The organism is Streptomyces sp. NPDC021020, assembly GCF_044333285.1.
Classification (GTDB): domain Bacteria; phylum Actinomycetota; class Actinomycetes; order Streptomycetales; family Streptomycetaceae; genus Actinacidiphila.
Window position 1 is genome coordinate 599,011 of sequence record NZ_JBIRQQ010000005.1, and the last position, 17,181, is coordinate 616,191.

Here is a 17,181-nt window from a genome sequence, read left to right on the forward strand (position 1 = left end):
GCGTCATGGAGCAGACGAACGATCCCCAAACGGCGCGGTGCATGGAGATCCTGGCGCTCATCGGCGACCTGTGGACGCTGGCGATCGTCATGGCGCTCCAGGAGTCGGAGCGGCGCTTCAACGAACTGCAGCGGGCGATCCCGAAGGCCAACGCCGTTACTCTCACCAGCCGCCTCCGCAGGCTTGAGGAGGCCGGAATCGTCAGCCGGGTCACCGAGTCGAGGGGCAAGCAGTCGACGGTCTACGGACTCACCGCCTTCGGGCGCAAGCTGACACCCATCGTCGATGCGGTGCGGGCGGTGGCCCTCGACCTGGAGCGCTCGGGCGAGGCCCCGTGACGGGTGCCGCCCGGGTCACCCCCGGCGGGGCAGGCGGATCGCCGAGGTGAGGAAGAAGATGCCGCCGAGCGCGGCGTATCCGGCGAGGGCCGTCAGGGACGGGTTGTCGGCGGCGGCGCTGCGGACGAAGGACGCGCCCGCCAGGACCGAGATGCCGCCGCTGGCGATCATGGCCCACTGGCCGCCCATCGGACGGCGGACGACGCCCACGAGGAGCTGGACCAGGCCGGAGACGATCGCCCACGCCCCCCAGACCCGTAGGACGGCGGGGGTGCCCGAGGTGGTGGCCAGGGCGATTCCGACGGCGGCGAGCGTGCTGACGGCCATGTTCGCGTAGAGGCCCTTGAGCGGGCCGGTGCCCCGGGCGGACCGCGCGTCGACGACGGCCGCGGCGACGTCGAAGGCCGGGTAGACGATCAGCAGCACCTTGGCGGCGGTGGTGAGGTCGGAGCCGGACGCGAGCAGGAGTGCCGCCCACGCGGCAGCGAAGACGAACCGGGCGGCGTAGAGCGCGCGGAGGGTGGGTGCGGCGGCGGGGGCGGGCTCGGTGGATGCGGTGGATGCCATGGTCTGCTCCTGGGGGGTAGAACGTTCTCTCTCTTTTTGGAGCGTGGCACACTTTCGCCGCCGAAACAAGAGAGAACGTTCTCCCTGCTAGGCTGGACGGTATGACGCAAGCCACCGGGAAAGTCTCGAAAGCGCGGGAGCGGCTGCTCGCCACGGCCGGGCAGCTCTTCTACGCCGAGGGCATCCACACCGTGGGCGTCGACCGCCTGGTCGCCGAGGCGAAGGTCACCAACGCGACCTTCTACCGCCACTTCCGCAGCAAGGAGGAGCTGGCGGTCGCCTACATCGGCAGCGTCGACCACGCGATCCGCACCCAGATCGGCGCCCTGACCGCCGCGGAGGCCCCGCCCGACGCGATCCTGCGCGGCATCGGCGCCTCCCTCGTCGAGCAGATCCGCTCACCCGGCTACCGCGGCTGCGCCTTCCTCAACGCGGCGGCGGAATTCCCCGACCCTGAGCACCCCGTCCACCGGGCCGTCGTGCAGCACCGCGACTGGTTCCTGACGACGATCACCGCCCTGTTCGCCGAGATCGCCACCGATTCCGCCGACCACGCCGGCCGCCACTTCGTCATGCTCCGCGACGGCGCGATGAGCGCGGGCTACCTCGGCGACCCCGTCCTCGCGGGCGAGACCCTGCTGCGCGGCATCGACGGCCTCCTCCGCATCCACGCCACCCGCAGCGACACCCCGGCCGCCGCCCCCTCACCCCCCGCACCGCTCCCCGGCATCGACTGCGCGCCGCCGCCCGGCGAGTAGTGCGGGCCCGCCTGTTGGGGCGCTGTTGGCGGGCTGTTGGTGGGGGGCTCTACCGTGCGCGTCGCTGATCCGCCGCGAGGCGGGGGACGACGACGGGAGGGCGCCGCCGGTGGAGTTGCGGGACATCGAGATCTTCTTGGTGCTGGCGGAGGAACTGCACTTCGGGCGGGCCGCCGAGCGGTTGTACGTGTCGCAGGCGCGGGTCAGTCAGGCGATCGCCAAGCAGGAGCGGCGGCTCAACGCCGTGCTCTTCGACCGGGGGAACCGGCGGGACGTGCGACTCACCGCGGTGGGGCGGCAGTTGCGGGACGACCTGCTGCCGGTGCACGCGAGCATGCAAGAGAGTCTGGAGCGGGCGCGGGTTGCCGCGCGCCGGGCCAGCAACACCGTGCGGGTGGGCATGATCCCCGGGAACGTGCACTATCTGCGGGGCTACTGGCGGGAGTTCCGCTCCCGGCATCCGGAGGTGGAACTGGAATTCCGGCACGCCCCCTTCACCGATCCCTTCGCCGTCCTGCGGGCGGGGGAGCTGGACGTCCTGGTCACCTGGCTGCCGGTGGAGGAGGAGGACCTCACGGTCGGGCCGACGCTCTTCGTGGACGAGCGGGCGGTGGCGCTCTCGTCCGACCACGAACTCGCCGACCAGGAAAGGGTGTCGGTCGAGACGCTGGCCGACTTCCTGCTCACCAGCGCGCAAATGCCCCTCTACTGGGGCGAGACCCTCGTCCCCCTGCACACCCCCGCCGGGCGGCTCATCGAACGCGGGCCGCTGGTCACCGACATGGGGCAGCTGCTCTCCCGGATCAGCCACGGCGAGGTCTTCCACCTCCTGCCCGCCCACTCCGTCCCCTACTGGTCCCGCCCCGACATCACCTGGCGCCCGGCCGTCGGTCTCCCCCCGCTGCCCTTCGCCATGATCTGGCGCACCGACGCCGAGGGCGACGCCATCCGCTCCCTGGCCCAGGTCGCCACCGACCTGGGCCGGCTCCCCGTCACGCCGGTATGAGCGCGGCCGCCGCGCCACCCGCGGACGGGCGAGGTCACCGGCGGTGCCAGGTCTCCTCGTCGTAGTTGCCGTTGCACGTGGACTGCACCGCGTTCACCCCGAGGCCGTAGTCCCAGACGGCGAGGCACTGCTTGCTGTTCCGGTTCACCAGAATGCTCTCCGGGGAGTCGGGGAAATCCCACTTCTGGTTGGCGCCACCGTGGCAGTCCCACTGCCGGGCGGGGGCGCCGTCGTCGGTCCGCCAGTCGGCGATCTCCAGGCACTTGCCGCTGTTGACGTTGACGTAGGTGTGGTGCCCGCCGGAGTCGGTGGTCTCGTACCACTTCTGGTTCGCCCCGTCGCTGCAGAACCACTGCCGGGCCGGGGCGCCGTTGTCGGTGCGCCAGTCGGCGATCTCCAGGCACATGCCGGTGTACTTGTTCCAGAACTGGACCACGCCCCCACTCCCTTCCGGCGGCAGCACACTCGCGGACGCGGTCGAGGCGCCGGTGAACGTCGCGGCACCGATGAGCCCCGCTGTCGCGGCGGTCATTGCCAGGGTCTTGCGGATGAGCATCTTTCCCCCTTGGGTCACGGACCGGATCGCGGTCCCGTCGTGGTGCGGCGCGCCGGAACGGTTGGTCAGGCCGTCCGGACGCGCCGTGATCAACCCTCTCCCGGCGGCGGAAGCCGATCAACGACGGTTTCGCGGGGGCTGCGATCACCCGCGCTTATGACGCTGCCGCGCGCACTCGGACCCGGAGGGCGAGCCCTGCGGAATGACGCCACTGATGCGGAGCGTCACCCTGGGTGGTGACCCTCGGTGAGAATGTCGTGTACCGGTGCGTCCGGCCCCCGTATGCTGGCCCTGTACCGCCTGCCGGGGCGTCCCACGGCTGCCTGGCGGGCGAGGAGGTGAACGGGACATGAGCGTTGCCATCGATCACACAGGGCCCTGGACTGTCGCCGACGTCCTCGCCCTGCCGGAAGACCGCACGACTCGCTATGAACTGCTGGGGGAATCCCTCGTCATGTCCCCCGCACCAGGTGTCCGCCACCAGCGGGCTTCTTTCCGTCTCCACGTGGCCCTGGAGACCGCGGCCCGGGCCGTGGGCGCGCCGGTGGAGATCTTGGAGGGCGTCAACGTCGTTCTGCCCTCAGGCCTGGTCGTCCCTGATCTGGTCGTGGCCGACTCCGGTGCGACCGCGGACGACCCCGTGGCGGTGGATGTCGAAGCAGTCCGGCTCGTCGTCGAGCTCGTCTCTCCCGGCAACAGCACCATGGACCGCAAGGTCAAGCCCATGCTGTACGCGGAGGCCGGGATCCCGTACTTCTGGCGGCTGGAGTTCGACCCCGCGCCCATGCTCGCCGTGTACGAGCTGACGGGCGGCCGGTACGTGGAGCGGACGACCGCGCTCGCGGGGGCGACCACCCGCCTGGACGCGCCTTTCCCCCTGGCCATCGACCCCGCCGGGCTCGCCCGGCAGTAGTCGGCGGCGCGTCCGGACGGTGGGTCTCCAGGAGTGTCCGGACGCGCCGTGATCAAGGCTGGCCCCGGGGCGGAAGCCGATCAACGCCGGTTTCGTGGGGGCTGCGATCACCCGCGCTTATGACGGGCGGGGGGCGGCCTCGTCCGCGCTGAGGGGGGCCAGCCAGTGGATTTCCAGGTCCTCGCGCAGGTAGTCCATGCGGGTCTCGCCGAAGCGGGCGAGTTCCGGTACGGCGAGGTGGCGGCGCAGGTCGTCCGCCGAGCGCCACAGCTCGTAGAAGACGAGGGTCGTGGGGTCGGCGGCGTCGCGGTGGACCTGGTACTGGAGCGAGCCCGGCTCGCGCCGGGTCGGCTCGACGAAGGACAGCAGCAGCTTCTCCAGTTCCGCCGCGCGCTCGGGGCGGGGGCGGGCGAATCCGTACAGGCCGACAGGGCCCGGGGCCTCAGGTATGACGATGTTCATACCTAGCGACTTTAGGCCGCCCCTTGGTACGATGCAAGCCGTACCTGTCGAGGGGAGGCTGACCATGGAGCTGGGAAAGGTCCTCGCGGCGCTGGCCGACGACCGCCGCCGCCGCGTCGTCGCCGAACTCGCCGCCGGCCCCGACGGCGAGGAGCGCGCCTGCGGATCCTTCGACCTCCCGGTCGGCAAGGCCACCCGCACCCACCACTACCGCGTCCTCCGCGAGGCGGGCCTCATCGACCAGCGCTTCCACGGCAACGGCAGCGCGGTGTCCCTGCGCCGGGAGGCCACCGAACAGCGTTTCCCGGGCCTGCTGGCCCTCCTCGTCGGCGAACTCCGCGAACACCCCGAACCTCGTGGGGGCGGCGCGGACGGGGCCTGAAAGCGGTGACCGTCCGGGCGGGTGCCGACCTGCTCCTCGCCTCGCTCGGCAACCCGAACACCGTCCGGAACCACGGCATCGCTCACGGGAAGATCCGCATAGCTCACCAGCCTGTCGGCCCCGGGCGACGGCCGTCGCTGAGCGGCACCAGGGGGATAGCGGCGGGCTACTCCCGCTCTGCCAGGGTGGGCAGGGTGAAATCGAGAACGTACGAGGCAAGTGGTCGGCCGTCCGTGCCGGTTGACACGCTGTGCGACCGGATCGATGAGATGGACCGTGTCATCCATGCCTTCGTCGCCGAGTCAGAGACGGGTGCTGCCCGGCGGGAGCGCGTTCGTGGGGAGCTTCAGTCGGTCCACGAGCGTTGGCCGATGGCTGGGGCTCGGCCGCCGTTGTTCGGCATCCCGGTCGGGGTCAAGGACATCGTGAACGTGGACGGACTGCCCACACGTGGTGGTTCGTTGCTGCCTCCGGAGGTGTTCGAGGGCAGGCAGGCGGGAGTCGTGGACAGGCTTCGCGATGCCGGAGCCCTGATCGCGGGGAAGACCGTGACGGCAGAGTTCGCCATGACCGCACCGGGGCCGACACGCAATCCGCAAGCCCGCGACCACACTCCTGGCGGCTCCAGCAGCGGGTCGGCAGCGGCTGTCGCGGCGGGAATGGTGCCGCTGGCCATCGGTACGCAAACGGTCGGATCAACGATCCGTCCTGCGGCTTACTGCGGTGTCGTGGGGTTCAAGCCGACTGCCCGTCGGACTCCGCTCGACGGCGTGATCCCCAACGTGCCGACACTCGACACCATCGGCGTCTTCGCAGCGACGCTGTACGGGGTGGCGACGGTGGCAGCCGTCCTGTGCGACGACTGGCAGCCGGTGCGGGACGCCGAACGGAAGCGCCCAGTGCTTGGCGTTCCTGACGGCCCCTACCTGGAGCAGGCTGGAACGGAAGCGCGCGCCGCGTTCGAAGGGCAGGTGGCGCGGCTGTCGAGCTCGGGCCTCCGCGTGCGCCGCGTCCCCATGTTCCCGGACCTCGCTCACGACGCGGAGGACCTGTACACGGTGAACCGCTATGAAGCCGCACGCAGCCACGCCGAGTGGTTCCCCCGGTACGGGGCTCTCTACCGGCCGCAGTCCGCGGCCACGGTGCGGCAAGGGCAGACGATCTCCCGGGGCCAGTACGAGCAGGGGCTACGACGGCGGGAAGCCTTCCGGACCACCCTGTCACAAGCGACCGACGAGGCAGACGTCGACATCTGGATCTGCCCCGCGGCCACCGGCCCGGCACCGCACGGCCTGGCCGACACCGGCAGCTCCGCCATGTGCCTGCCCTGGAGCTATGCAGGCTGGCCCTGCCTCTCCGTCCCCGCCGGGCAGGCCGAGAACGGCCTGCCGCTCGGCCTACAGTGCGTCAGCCGCGCCGGGAGCGACGAGCACCTGCTGGACTGGGCAATCGAAGCACTGATGTCCCCGGCGGGCTCACCGACCCACAAGTGACGTCCATGCGTCTGCGGCATCGCCCCGCTCCAAGAGCTCCGGTACCCGATCAACCTCCGTGTCGAGAGATACCACCCCTCGGTGCAGGGTGCTCCGACGGCCGTGTCCGTCGTCTGCTTCTGCACGGCCGGACTGCTCTGGCCGCCGTCTACGCGGGCCCGAACTCGCCTTCGGCGGCGGCACGGTGGAAGGCAGTTCACGCCCCCGCCGTGAAGACGAGGGCGGGGCCGGATTCAGGCGGGGGCCGCGGGCCGTGGGAGGGGGCGAGCTGCCGGGACCGGGTGGTGAGAGGTGTCGAGCCAGGTTGTTTCGGTGGTGGGTGTGACCGTGAGGCCGAAGCGGGTGGGGTCGGGGCGGGCGGAGTCTGTCCACCATTGGTGGGCGGCGTGGAGGTCGTTCCACAGGAGGCGCGGACCGCCCTGGTGGACGGTCGAGGTCGGCTGGTCGTCGGTGAGGACGGTCGCGGCCCAGGAGCGGTCGGTGATCCCGTAGAGCCAGAACGCGACCTGCGGGCCGCGCCGTTCCCAGGCGCTGACGCAGTCGTGGCCGGTGATCAGGCCGGCGGCGAAGGCGAAGTCCGGGGCGGTGAGGTCGGCCGCGGTCAGGTCGGTGGTGGTGGTGCGGTCGGCTGCCGCGACGACGTCTCCGCCGGGTACGTATTCGGTGTGGGGGGCGCGGCCGCGGCGGTGGGAGCGGGCCTTCATGAACTCCACGGGCCGGATGAAATGCCCCTCCGCGCGGCTGTGGTCGTCGGCGACGACGAGGCGGGCGAGCGCGTCGGCGTTCGAGTAGTGCGTCCCCCAGGGCGTGACCAGCATCCCGCGCGGGGCGGTCTGCCGCACCCAGGCGTACGGCACGGAGCGCACCGCCATGGTGCTCACCACCCGGTCGTACGGGGTGCGTTGCGGGTATCCGAGCAGTCCGTCGCCGACGATGAGCGTCGGGGCCGTGCCGGCGTCGTGGAGAGCGGTTGCCGCCGCCGCGGCAACGGCGGGGTCGATCTCGATGCTGGTGACGTACTCCTCGCCGAGGCGACGGGCGAGCAGCGCCGCGTTCCACCCGGTGCCGGTGCCGATCTCCAGGACCCGCATACCGTCATGGACGTCCAGCGCGTGCAGCATGGCGGCGACCACGGTCGGGGCCGAGGCCGAGGAGGTGGGCACGCGGCCCGGTGCCGGGCCCTGGTGGCGGCCGTCGTCCCACTGCGTGGTGAGGGGCACGTCGGCGTCGGCGAAGCCGAACCACGCGTCGGGGTCGTCCGCCCGGCTGACGGCCGTGCTCGTCCTGGTCGTCATGTCGTACGGCCACATCACCGGCGGCAGGAACCGCGCCCGGTCGACGTCCTCGAACACCGCCGTCCACGGTGCGGCCAGCACGCCCGAGTCGGCCAGGGAGCGCACGAGTTGTGCCCAGCCCGGCCGCCGCGACACCTGCTGATGACCGGGCGGATTCACCTGCGGTGCGTGCCGTCACCGGGCGGTGTGTCGCTGTCCGGGGACGGCGGCTCCTCGGGGGGCGTCCACGGGGTGCCGGGGTGCCCGTCCCCGCCCCGTGCCGCACAGGTGGCGAAGCCCATGACCCGCACAGTCGCTCCCCTCACATCCGCGATGAACAGCATCGTGCGTGATTACGCTACGCATATAGTCGGTGACGCACAAGGTGTTTCTGTTTCGGCCGGCGAGCCGGAGGCCCTGCCGGGTCCGTCCGGAGATGAACTCGCCGTTAGCGGCGACGCGTTGTGGCCGAACCCGCGGCCGGCCGTGAAGGCTCAGAACCGGACGCTGTCGCCCGGCTGGATCCAACCGGGCCGCAGCACCTGCGCGTAGACCCCGGCGCAGGGCTCCGGGTCCCGTCCGGGCATCGCGGGGACGCGGTTGTGCTCGGCAAGCACCCGCAGGGCGGCGGGGTCCCGCGGCAGGTCGCCGTGCGCGAGCGTCGGCACCGCGCAGCGCGGCGTCGAGGCCACCACGCGCAGCGTGAGCCGGTCGCCGATCCGCAACTCCTCGCCGACCCACTCCTGTTCAGCGAAGCCCACGCCGGTCGTGTCGATCACGAGGTTGGGACGGTACCGCTCCACTTCGACGACCCCGCGGGGGCTCAACGCGGCCACCTGGTCCACCGTCGAAGTGGTGACCAGGTGGAGGGGGGCGAAGTCGAAGAATGTCCCCGGCGGCGAACCCGAGCCGAACTGGACGACGTCGGCCTCCACTTCGGCGTCCAGCCCGTCCTGGAGCACCTGCTCGGGCCGGGACCGGTCCAGCGTGCCCGACTCCGGAGGAGTGTCGGACAACGTGACCGCGCGGCCCACGATCGCCGACAGCGCGTCGTCGATGCCGTGATCGGTACTCCAGCAGACCTTGCCGTCGGGTCCCGTGATCCGGACCTGATCGTCCACGAGCACCGCGGCACACGTCAGCAGCGCCCGCCACAGCCGCGGGCTCTTGGCGCTGGCGACCTTTCCCGTCTCCCGGTCGATCACCGCGAGACGCCGGTCCCCGGCCAGCCCGCGCTCGGTCACCTCGGCGCCGGAAACCCGCCCGCCCAGCATCGACTTGACCGGATACCGCCGCAGCGCGCCAACCGTCCCCAGCGCGTCCCCCACACGAACCCCCACCAGCGCGAGCAAGATCCACCCGCCCGGCAGTCTCATCAGGCCCGGCGAACGCATGGGCCCCGCGCACACGGGCGCTCGTGCTGTGGCCGGCCCGGCCTGACGTGCGGGTGGGTATATCCGGTTGAGGGCGGGTTGAGGCGCTGATACCGTCCGCCTGTCTTTCTTCGGTACAAGCCGAAGAGGTACCCAGGGGGGGAACCGTGACATTTCGTCGCTCTTTGCCGGCGCTGGCCGCGGCAGTGGTTGCCGGCAGTCTGGTGATGGCCGGTACGACGGCCGCGGAAGCGGACACCGGTATCACCGTGGTGGAAGCCCACAACGACTGGACCAACAACAGCAAGCTCGTCCTGACCCTCGACGCGCCGACCGCGGTCAAGGACCTCAAGGTCAGCCTCCGCTCGGTTGACACCCAGGAGACCGTCGCCACTCTCACGGACTTCGATCTGGTCTCCGGCACGGCGGAAAACGGGACGTGGACCAACCATCGACGCGTCCAGCTTCCGGACCTCGGCAGTTACCGGATCGACGTGTCCGCCGCCGACGAGGGCGGGGACGTCCTCGACGCCAGGAGCGTCGGTTACTTCTCCTACGCCGTCCAGACGAATCTCAAGGATGTCCGGGTCGACCGGACCAGGGTCGACTACGACCACCGGAGTGTGACCATCCACGGACACCTCATGGGCCAGTGGCCGGGCTCCGGTGCCGTCACGCCCATGGGCGGGTTCCCCGTGGGCGTCACCTCGTACATGGAGTACACGGACGTCACGACCGCGGAGGACGGCAGCTTTTCCGCCACGCTTCCGGTCACCAGCGACTACCAGAACAGCATCCAGGCGATGTTCTCCTACGACCCGAACCACATCTTCTACAACCAGTCGAGCTCGAAGTCCTTTCCGATCACCCTCAAGAAGACCGCCACCAAGATCGTGGTGAAGCCGAGCACCGGCAAGGTCCCGTTCCAGGGCGTCGTGGACTCGACCAGCGCCACGCTCCTGTGGGACTCGCCGACCGGATGGCAGCCCCTGGTGGGCAAGACGATCGGCTCCAACGCCTTCGGCGACAACTCCCAGCGCACCACCGACGCAACCGGAACCGCGTTCTTCCCGGCGACTCAGCCGCTGTGGAGCAATTTCTCGATCGACGTCGGGTGGCCCAGTGACGACGTCTTCCTGGCCGACGCCTCCGCGAGCCGGGAGATCCTCGTGGTGCAGCCCGCCGCCTTCGAGTCCTTCAGCGCCACCCGTTCCGACGCGGGTAGCGTCGCGGTCTCCGGCGATCTGAGCTTCGACGGCAACTGGACGCCGGCCCCGATCCCGGTGGACATCCAGTTCTCCGCGACCGGCAAGGGCAATTGGACCACCGTCGCCACCGCGTCCTCAGCCAACTGGGACGGCTGGGGCTACGGCTTCGCCGAGACCGCCCCCGGCACCGGCGCAGGCTACTGGCGGGCCCGCTTCACCGGCGCACCGCAATACGAGAACGCGGTGAGCCCGGTCGTCTTCGTCGCGGCTCCCTGAACTGTCGGCTCTTGGGTCCCTTGGGCCCTCGGGCTTCCGGCGGCGGTCCGGCAGCCCGCCCGGTAGACCGCTGCGACAGCGTGGCCGAGCGCCGCGCACACCATGAAGCGCCCCAGCCAGTAGCCGTGGGGCGCTCGTGGTGTCGCTTACGCGGGCGTGAACTCGCCTTCGGCGGCGGCGCGGTGGAAGGCCGTCCAGGCGGCTGCCGTGAAGAGGAGGGCGGGGCCTGTGCCGTGGTCCTTGCTGTCGCGGGTGGCCACGTAGCCGTCCGGGAGGAGGGCGACCTCGACGCACTGGCCGTTGTCCGCCGAGTGGCTGGACTTGCGCCAAGCGGCGCCCGTGAGATCCGAACTCATCATCGCCGGTGCTCCCTTGCTGGTAGACAGGGATCGGACTCTCAGGTTACGGACGGGGCGCCGCCGTGTCGCTCGTACGGGGGGCTGTCAGACCGCCGTGGGAAGCTCCGGCCATGGAACCTTCGAAGGTGATCGAGACGCTGTGGGGCCGGATTCAGGAGCGGGACTGGGCGGGCGTCGCCGAGCTGATCGCCGAGGACGTCGTCGTCGAGTGGCCGATCAGCCTCGAACGCATCGTCGGCCGGGAGAACTTCGTCGCGGTGAACCGTGAGTATCCGGATGGCTGGTCGATCCGGGTGCTCAGGGTGGTTGCCGAGGGGGAGAACGTCGTCTCCGAGGTCGAAGTGCCACACGACAGCATGGGCGTCTTCCGCGCGGCATCGTTCTGGACGGTCCGTGACGGGCAGGTCGTCCGGGCGACGGAATACTGGACGAGCCTGGGAGCCGAGCCGCGGCCCGAATGGCGGGCCGCCCTCGCCGAACCGATGTAGCGCACAGGGGGCGCCACCGGGCGCGTCTCGTCGGCGGCTACGCGGGCGTGAACTCGCCGTTGGCGGCCGCTCGGTGGAAGGCCGTCCAGGCGGCGGCCGTGAAGAGGAGAGCGGGGCCGGTGCCGTGGTCCTTGCTGTCGCGTGTGGCCACGCGGCCGTCGGGGAGGAGGGCTACCTCGACGCACTGGTGGTTGTTCGCTGAGTGGCTGGACTTGCGCCAGGCGGCGCCCACGAGGTCCGAACTCATCATCGCTGGTGCTCCCTTGGGGGCTCTGCGGGATCGGACTTCTATGGTGGGGCGCCGCCTGGGAATTACGCAGAGGCGAACTCGCCATCCAGGACGCCGCCGTGGAACGCGGCCCACTCCGCTGATGTGAAGACGAGTGCGGGGCCGGTGCCCTGGTCCTTGCTGTCGCGCATCGCTACGCGACCGTCAGCGAGGAAGGCGACCTCGACGCACTGGTGATTGTCCGCCGAGCGGCTGGACTTGCGCCAAACCGCCCCTACCAGGTCGGAACTCTTCACTTCCGTAGCTCCCTTGCTGCTTGCTGAATGAGGCGCGTTGTTTCTTCGTCTCCCAGGCAACGGCCCCAGATTGCTTGGAACGCCCCGTCGTAGCGCTCGATCTCGTTCGGCTTGTCGAGGTAGAGATCCCCGGTGAAGCCACCGACGTAGACCGTGGGTGGTTCGGTCGGCTGACCGTCGCCGCCGAGCGGGAAACGGAGCATCGTGAACGACCCGGACATCAGGCCGTAGTGCAGACCCGCGTCGTACGGCACGACTCGGATCGAGACGTGGGGCAGAGCCGCCAGTTCGACCAGGTGGTCGAGCTGGGCGGCCATGGCCTTGCGACCGCCGACCGGCCGACGCAGGACGGCTTCGTTGAGGGCCACTTCCATCGTAAGCGGACTGGTGACCCTGGTCAGCAGCGTTTGACGGGCAATCCGTACGTGGACGCGCCGCTCAAGCTCCTCGTCTTCTACGTCGGGGTATCCCTCACGGATCAACGTGCGTGCGTACTCCGGGGTTTGAAAGAGCCCGGGTACCAACTCCGCGCTGTACTGCTGCACGCGCTCCGCCGCTTCCTCCAGCCCGATGTAGAGGTCGAAGTTCTCCGGGATCACGTCACCGTAGGCGTGCCACCAGCCGCGGCCCTTCGTCTCCTTGGCCAGGCCCATCAAGCCCTGCGTCATCTCGGCGTCCGCGCCGTACACCCGGCACATGGCCTCGACATCCAGGCTGCGCATGGACGTTTGACCGGTCTCGATGCGCCAGATCTTCTGGTCCGACCACTCCAGGGCCGTGGACGCCGCGCGCACGGTCAGTCTCGCCTTGCCGCGCAGCTCACGCAGGTGTCGGCCCAGTTGACGTCGGGGCACGGTCGAACCGCTTGCCGTCTCCACCACTCGGTGTACCTCCGCTCTGGAATCCAGCCTACATCCGGAATGGAAGCACCCAACTCCCCTTTTTGGAATGGGAGATGGATGTTCGAATATCGCGTCTCCGGATTTCCGATCTGGAGTGTTGCATATTCGACTCTGACGGTGCTTCACTCGTCACATCACGCACGGCGTAAGGAACTTGACGCCCCGTGATCGGTACATCCACCGCGAGGAGGCGGGATGAAGCGAGCCGTCCACGGCTACATGCGGGTCCACGCAGCGACGCCCGACGTCGAGGTGCGGCGGGACGAGTTACGGCTGCGGTGCTGGGCGGAGCGCGAAGGGTTCGAGCTCGTGCGGATCTGGCAGGAGGAGCGGGAGGGCGGGATCGCCGTGCTCGGCGGGCTCATCGAGGAGTTGAGGCGCAGCCCCGCCGCCGCCGTGGTCGTGCCGTCGCTGCGGCACTTCGGGGAGAGTCCCGTCCTGCGGGAGCATCTGGCCGCGCACCTCGTCGACCGGGCGGACGTGGACATCTACGAGGTGAGGGACGAGTGAACGTACCGACGCCGAGCGTCCTCTACGTCGCGAGCATCCGGCTCGCCGCCGCGTTCGCGGCCGTCAGCCTCTCGCGGGAGTTCATCCGGCGGACGCTCACCGCGTGGGAGCTTGCCGAGCAGATCGACGGGGCGCAGCTGATCGGGTCCGAACTGGTCACCAACGCCGTGAAGATGAGCGGACCGGCGGGCAGCCACGTCATCGGGGTGCAGCTGCGGGCGGCGGGTGGCAGCCTCTACGTCGAGGTGTGGGACCGCGACGGCGGCACTCCCGTCATCCCGGAGCAGAGCGCGGACGCGGAAGGCGGGCGCGGGCTCTTCCTCGTGGAGGCCCTGAGCGCGCGGTGGGACGTCTTCTGCCCGGCCGCGCCCGGCAAGGTCGTGTGGGCCGAACTGCCGCTCGGGCAGAAGGCGGAGCCGGTGTACGACGCCGAATGGGCCCTGGCGGAGGCCGCGTTCGGGCAGCGGGTGCTGGACGGCGTACGGCCCGTACCCCTCGGTCTCGGGTGAAAAGGGGCGCGGGGCCCCGCGGACCGGCCCCCCGGACGGGGGGACGACGTTGACAGGACGTCGTACGTAGGCCGGTCGCGCGGGACCCCGCGAGCCTGGAGGAGCGTCACCCGCGAAGGGGTGGACCCGCGAGGGGTCAGACGCCCAGCAGGTGGTCCATCGCCAGCTGGTCCAGCGCCTCGAAGGCCATACCGCGCTCGGCGGCGGCGTCCACGTCGAAGTCCTCGAACGCGGACTTGTCGGCCAGCAGACCGGCCAGGCCCTCGCCCTCGGCGACGGTCGGCTGGGCCAGCTCGTCGAGACGGGCGGCGCGCAGCGCCTCCTGGACGGCCGGGTCGGCGCGGAAGGCGGCGGCGCGGTCCTTCAGGATGAGGTAGTTGCGCATGCAGCCGGCCGCGGAGGCCCAGACGCCGTCGTAGTCCTCGGTGCGCGGGGGCTTGAAGTCGAAGTGGCGCGGGCCCTCGTAGTCCGAGTTCTCCAGCAGGTCGACCAGCCAGAAGGCCGAGCGCAGGTCGCCCGCGCCGAAGCGCAGGTCCTGGTCGTACTTGATGCCGGTCTGGCCGTTGAGGTCGATGTGGAAGAGCTTGCCGTGCCACAGGGCCTGCGCGATGCCGTGCGGGAAGTTCAGCCCGGCCATCTGCTCGTGGCCGACCTCGGGGTTGAGGCCGACCAGCTCGGGGCGCTCCAGGGAGTTGATGAACGCCAGGGCGTGGCCGATCGTCGGCAGCAGGATGTCGCCGCGCGGCTCGTTCGGCTTCGGCTCGATGGCGAAGCGGATGTCGTAGCCCTTCTCCGTGACGTAGTCACCGAGCAGGTCGAACGCCTCCTTGAAGCGGTCGAGGGCCACGCGGACGTCCTTGGCGGCGCCGGACTCGGCGCCCTCGCGGCCGCCCCACGCGACGTACGTCTTCGCGCCCAGCTCGACGGCCAGGTCGATGTTGCGCATGGTCTTGCGCAGGGCGTAGCGGCGGACGTCGCGGTCGTTCGCGGTGAAGCCGCCGTCCTTGAAGACGGGGTGGGTGAAGAGGTTGGTGGTGGCCATCGGCACGACCAGGCCGGTCGTGTCGAGGGCGGCGCGGAAGCGCTTGATGATCGCGTCACGCTCGGCGTCGGACGACCCGAAGGGGATCAGGTCGTCGTCGTGGAAGGTCACGCCGTACGCGCCCAGCTCGGCGAGCCGGTTGACGGACTCGACCGGGTCGATCGCGGCACGGGTGGCATCGCCGAACGGGTCGCGCCCCAGCCAGCCGACCGTCCAGAGGCCGAAGGTGAACTTGTGCTCCGGCCCCGGGGTGAGGTTCGTCTCGGAAGTCATGAGGGCTCGCTCCTATTCGTCAGACTGTTGAACAAATTAGTATGCGAGGCCGATGATGGGAAGTGGCAGCTCGCGACGGGCTCCGGAAGGGACAGGAATCACATGGGGCAGAACGGGGCGCTCGGGGCGTCGTCCGGGGCGGTCGTCCTCGGGATCGACAGTTCCACGCAATCGACGAAGGTGCTCGCCGTCGACGTCGAGACGGGCGCTGTCCTGGCCTCCGGCCAGGCGCGGCACACGGTCAGCACCGGCGCGGGCCGGGAGACCGACCCCGAGGTGTGGTGGACGGCACTCCAGGACGCGCTGAGCCAGACGGGTGAGTTCGCCGCGCGGGCGGAAGCGGTGTCCGTGGGCGGGCAGCAGCACGGGCTCGTCGTCCTCGACGCGCAGGGCGCGCCCGTGCGGCCCGCGATGCTCTGGAACGACGTGCGGTCCGCGCCGCAGGCCGCCGCGCTCGTCGAGAAGTACGGGGCCGAGCACTGGGCGCAGCGCTTCGGGTCCGTGCCCGGGGCGAGCTTCACCGTCACGAAGTGGGCGTGGCTCGCCGAGCACGAGCCCGCCGCGGCCGCCGCCGCGAAGGCGGTGCGGCTGCCGCACGACTTCCTCACCGAGCGGCTGTCCGGCGCGGGGGTCACCGACCGGGGTGACGCGTCCGGCACCGGGTGGTGGCGCTCCGACACCGAGAGCTACGACGAGGGCCTTCTCGACTCGCTCGGGCTGCCGGTGGGGCTGCTGCCCAAGGTGCTCGGGCCCGGCGAGACGGCGGGCGTCGTACGGGACGGGCTGCCGCTGCGGGCGGGCGCCCTCGTCGCGCCGGGGACGGGCGACAACGCGGCCGCGGCTCTCGGGCTCGGGCTCACGCCGGGGCGGGCGGCGCTCAGCCTCGGCACGTCCGGGACCGTCTACGCGGTGTCGCGGCAGCGGCCGACCGATCCCAGCGGGGTCGTCGCCGGGTTCGCCTCCGCGGACGGCGGGTGGCTGCCGCTCGCGTGCACGCTCAACTGCACGCTGGCCGTCGACAAGGTCGCTGCGCTGCTCGGGCGCGAGCGCGAGGACGTCGAGCCCGGCGGCTCGGTGGCCTTCCTGCCCTTCCTCGACGGCGAGCGCACGCCGAACCTGCCGTACGCGTCCGGCCTGCTGAGCGGGCTGCGGCACGACACGACCGCCGGTCAGGTGCTTCAGGGTGCTTATGACGGGGCGGTTTACGCGCTGCTGGGCGCGCTGGAGGAAGTGCTCGCCGTGGACGGCGGGGCTCCCTCCGACGAGCCGCTTCTCGTCATCGGCGGTGGCTCGCGTGGCACGGCGTGGCTGGAGACGGTGCGGCGGCTGTCCGGGCGGGCGGTGCAGGTGCCCGAGGCGGGCGAGCTTGTTGCCCTCGGGGCTGCGGTGCAGGCTGCCGCCGCGCTCACGGGGGAGGCTCCTGCGGCTATCGCCGCGCGCTGGAACACGACCGCTGGGCGCGTGCATGAGGCTCTTCCCCTCGACGAGGGGGCGCGTGCGCGGCTGGCCGCCGCGATGCCGCTGGCCGCGGCTCAGCGGTAGGGGTTCGCTTTGGGCTGCCGCCCGGGGTGGGCTGCGCGATCTTCCGCCGGTGGGTGGTTGCGCGCGCAGTTCCCCGCGCCCCTGGGTGGCTGCCACTTGCGGTGGCACATCGCCTTTCCCCCGGTGGGGGCTGGTCGCGCAGTTCCCCGCGCCCCTGCGGGGCCCGTCCCCTCGCGGGTCGGCTTTCCGCCGGAGGCGGGCGCTTCGGGCTGCCGCCCGGGGTGGCTGCGCGATCCTCCGCCGGCGGGTGGCTTGTCGCGCAGTTCCCCGCGCCCCTGGGTGGCTGCCACTTGCGGTGGCACGTCGCCTTTCCCCCGGCGGGGGTTGGCCGCGCAGTTCCCCGCGCCCCTGCGGGGCCCGTCCCCTCGCGGGTCGGCTTTCCGCCGGAGGCGGGCGCTTCGGGCTGCCGCCCGGGGTGGCTGCGC

21 protein-coding genes are annotated in these 17,181 nt (G+C 71.1%); 11 read left to right on the plus strand and 10 right to left on the minus strand.

Going from position 1 to position 17,181, the window contains the following annotated elements; genetic code table 11:
* Window positions 1–5: 5 nt before the first annotated feature.
* A complete protein-coding gene (locus tag ACH4SL_RS17925) occupies window positions 6–338 on the plus strand; it encodes a winged helix-turn-helix transcriptional regulator (RefSeq protein ID WP_398446398.1) in 333 nt (110 codons plus the stop codon).
* 15 nt (window positions 339–353) lie between these two features.
* On the opposite strand, the gene ACH4SL_RS17930 is transcribed toward ACH4SL_RS17925, so the two are convergent.
* Window positions 354–905, minus strand: a complete 552-nt coding sequence (locus tag ACH4SL_RS17930; protein WP_398446400.1) for a hypothetical protein — start codon at window positions 903–905, stop codon at window positions 354–356.
* A 101-nt stretch (window positions 906–1,006) separates the two neighbouring features.
* Between ACH4SL_RS17930 and ACH4SL_RS17935 the strand changes: the two genes are divergently transcribed.
* Together ACH4SL_RS17935 and ACH4SL_RS17940 are read left to right on the plus strand one after the other, a co-directional pair.
* On the plus strand, window positions 1,007–1,663 hold the full coding sequence (locus ACH4SL_RS17935; protein WP_398446402.1) for a TetR/AcrR family transcriptional regulator: 657 nt from the start codon (window positions 1,007–1,009) through the stop codon (window positions 1,661–1,663).
* A 109-nt stretch (window positions 1,664–1,772) separates the two neighbouring features.
* Window positions 1,773–2,669 (plus strand): LysR family transcriptional regulator, encoded by an 897-nt coding sequence (locus tag ACH4SL_RS17940; protein ID WP_398446404.1) that lies wholly within the window; start codon window positions 1,773–1,775, stop codon window positions 2,667–2,669.
* A gap of 34 nt (window positions 2,670–2,703) precedes the next feature.
* On the opposite strand, the gene ACH4SL_RS17945 is transcribed toward ACH4SL_RS17940, so the two are convergent.
* A complete protein-coding gene (locus ACH4SL_RS17945; RefSeq protein WP_398446406.1) occupies window positions 2,704–3,225 on the minus strand; it encodes an RICIN domain-containing protein in 522 nt (173 codons plus the stop codon).
* A 349-nt stretch (window positions 3,226–3,574) separates the two neighbouring features.
* On the opposite strand from ACH4SL_RS17945, the gene ACH4SL_RS17950 reads away from it, so the two are divergent.
* Window positions 3,575–4,138, plus strand: a complete 564-nt coding sequence (locus tag ACH4SL_RS17950; RefSeq protein ID WP_398446408.1) for a Uma2 family endonuclease — start codon at window positions 3,575–3,577, stop codon at window positions 4,136–4,138.
* A 117-nt stretch (window positions 4,139–4,255) separates the two neighbouring features.
* Here ACH4SL_RS17950 and ACH4SL_RS17955 read toward each other — a convergent pair whose 3' ends face one another.
* Window positions 4,256–4,600, minus strand: coding sequence for a putative quinol monooxygenase (locus ACH4SL_RS17955; RefSeq protein WP_398446410.1), 345 nt, complete (start codon window positions 4,598–4,600; stop codon window positions 4,256–4,258).
* 64 nt (window positions 4,601–4,664) lie between these two features.
* On the opposite strand from ACH4SL_RS17955, the gene ACH4SL_RS17960 reads away from it, so the two are divergent.
* Window positions 4,665–4,982: an ArsR/SmtB family transcription factor gene (locus ACH4SL_RS17960; protein ID WP_398446412.1), complete on the plus strand. Its 318-nt coding sequence runs from the start codon at window positions 4,665–4,667 to the stop codon at window positions 4,980–4,982.
* Window positions 4,983–5,215: 233 nt separating this feature from the next.
* Window positions 5,216–6,475, plus strand: a complete 1,260-nt coding sequence (locus ACH4SL_RS17965) for an amidase (RefSeq protein ID WP_398446414.1) — start codon at window positions 5,216–5,218, stop codon at window positions 6,473–6,475.
* A gap of 233 nt (window positions 6,476–6,708) precedes the next feature.
* Here the strand turns inward: ACH4SL_RS17965 and ACH4SL_RS17970 are convergent, their stop codons facing one another.
* Together ACH4SL_RS17970 and ACH4SL_RS17975 are read right to left on the minus strand one after the other, a co-directional pair.
* Window positions 6,709–7,875 carry a methyltransferase domain-containing protein gene (locus tag ACH4SL_RS17970; protein WP_398446416.1) on the minus strand — a complete coding sequence of 389 codons (1,167 nt, stop codon included), beginning with the start codon at window positions 7,873–7,875 and terminating at the stop codon, window positions 6,709–6,711.
* Window positions 7,876–8,243: 368 nt separating this feature from the next.
* Window positions 8,244–9,077, minus strand: a complete 834-nt coding sequence (locus ACH4SL_RS17975) for an MOSC domain-containing protein (RefSeq protein ID WP_398446418.1) — start codon at window positions 9,075–9,077, stop codon at window positions 8,244–8,246.
* A 272-nt stretch (window positions 9,078–9,349) separates the two neighbouring features.
* Between ACH4SL_RS17975 and ACH4SL_RS17980 the strand changes: the two genes are divergently transcribed.
* The gene (locus ACH4SL_RS17980) at window positions 9,350–10,606 is read left to right on the plus strand and encodes a hypothetical protein (protein ID WP_398446420.1); all 1,257 of its coding nucleotides are present in this window, start codon (window positions 9,350–9,352) and stop codon (window positions 10,604–10,606) included.
* A gap of 146 nt (window positions 10,607–10,752) precedes the next feature.
* On the opposite strand, the gene ACH4SL_RS17985 is transcribed toward ACH4SL_RS17980, so the two are convergent.
* Window positions 10,753–10,965, minus strand: a complete 213-nt coding sequence (locus tag ACH4SL_RS17985; RefSeq protein WP_398446422.1) for a DUF397 domain-containing protein — start codon at window positions 10,963–10,965, stop codon at window positions 10,753–10,755.
* Window positions 10,966–11,075: 110 nt separating this feature from the next.
* Between ACH4SL_RS17985 and ACH4SL_RS17990 the strand changes: the two genes are divergently transcribed.
* A complete protein-coding gene (locus ACH4SL_RS17990; protein WP_398446424.1) occupies window positions 11,076–11,453 on the plus strand; it encodes a nuclear transport factor 2 family protein in 378 nt (125 codons plus the stop codon).
* A gap of 37 nt (window positions 11,454–11,490) precedes the next feature.
* On the opposite strand, the gene ACH4SL_RS17995 is transcribed toward ACH4SL_RS17990, so the two are convergent.
* From ACH4SL_RS17995 to ACH4SL_RS18005, 3 genes are all read right to left on the minus strand, one after another.
* The gene (locus ACH4SL_RS17995; protein ID WP_398446425.1) at window positions 11,491–11,703 is read right to left on the minus strand and encodes a DUF397 domain-containing protein; all 213 of its coding nucleotides are present in this window, start codon (window positions 11,701–11,703) and stop codon (window positions 11,491–11,493) included.
* A 62-nt stretch (window positions 11,704–11,765) separates the two neighbouring features.
* On the minus strand, window positions 11,766–11,978 hold the full coding sequence (locus tag ACH4SL_RS18000) for a DUF397 domain-containing protein (protein ID WP_398446427.1): 213 nt from the start codon (window positions 11,976–11,978) through the stop codon (window positions 11,766–11,768).
* Window positions 11,975–12,859 carry a helix-turn-helix domain-containing protein gene (locus ACH4SL_RS18005; protein ID WP_398446429.1) on the minus strand — a complete coding sequence of 295 codons (885 nt, stop codon included), beginning with the start codon at window positions 12,857–12,859 and terminating at the stop codon, window positions 11,975–11,977. Before ACH4SL_RS18005 ends, ACH4SL_RS18000 begins: the two co-directional genes overlap by 4 nt.
* A 216-nt stretch (window positions 12,860–13,075) precedes the next feature.
* On the opposite strand from ACH4SL_RS18005, the gene ACH4SL_RS18010 reads away from it, so the two are divergent.
* Together ACH4SL_RS18010 and ACH4SL_RS18015 are read left to right on the plus strand one after the other, a co-directional pair.
* Window positions 13,076–13,390: a hypothetical protein gene (locus tag ACH4SL_RS18010; RefSeq protein ID WP_398446431.1), complete on the plus strand. Its 315-nt coding sequence runs from the start codon at window positions 13,076–13,078 to the stop codon at window positions 13,388–13,390.
* Window positions 13,387–13,899, plus strand: a complete 513-nt coding sequence (locus tag ACH4SL_RS18015; RefSeq protein WP_398446433.1) for an ATP-binding protein — start codon at window positions 13,387–13,389, stop codon at window positions 13,897–13,899. Before ACH4SL_RS18010 ends, ACH4SL_RS18015 begins: the two co-directional genes overlap by 4 nt.
* Window positions 13,900–14,035: 136 nt before the next feature.
* Here the strand turns inward: ACH4SL_RS18015 and xylA are convergent, their stop codons facing one another.
* The gene (gene xylA / locus ACH4SL_RS18020) at window positions 14,036–15,214 is read right to left on the minus strand and encodes a xylose isomerase (protein ID WP_398446435.1); all 1,179 of its coding nucleotides are present in this window, start codon (window positions 15,212–15,214) and stop codon (window positions 14,036–14,038) included.
* A gap of 102 nt (window positions 15,215–15,316) precedes the next feature.
* Here xylA and xylB point away from each other — a divergent pair, with 102 nt between their 5' ends.
* On the plus strand, window positions 15,317–16,756 hold the full coding sequence (gene xylB, locus ACH4SL_RS18025) for a xylulokinase (protein WP_398446437.1): 1,440 nt from the start codon (window positions 15,317–15,319) through the stop codon (window positions 16,754–16,756).
* Window positions 16,757–17,181: the final 425 nt, after the last annotated feature.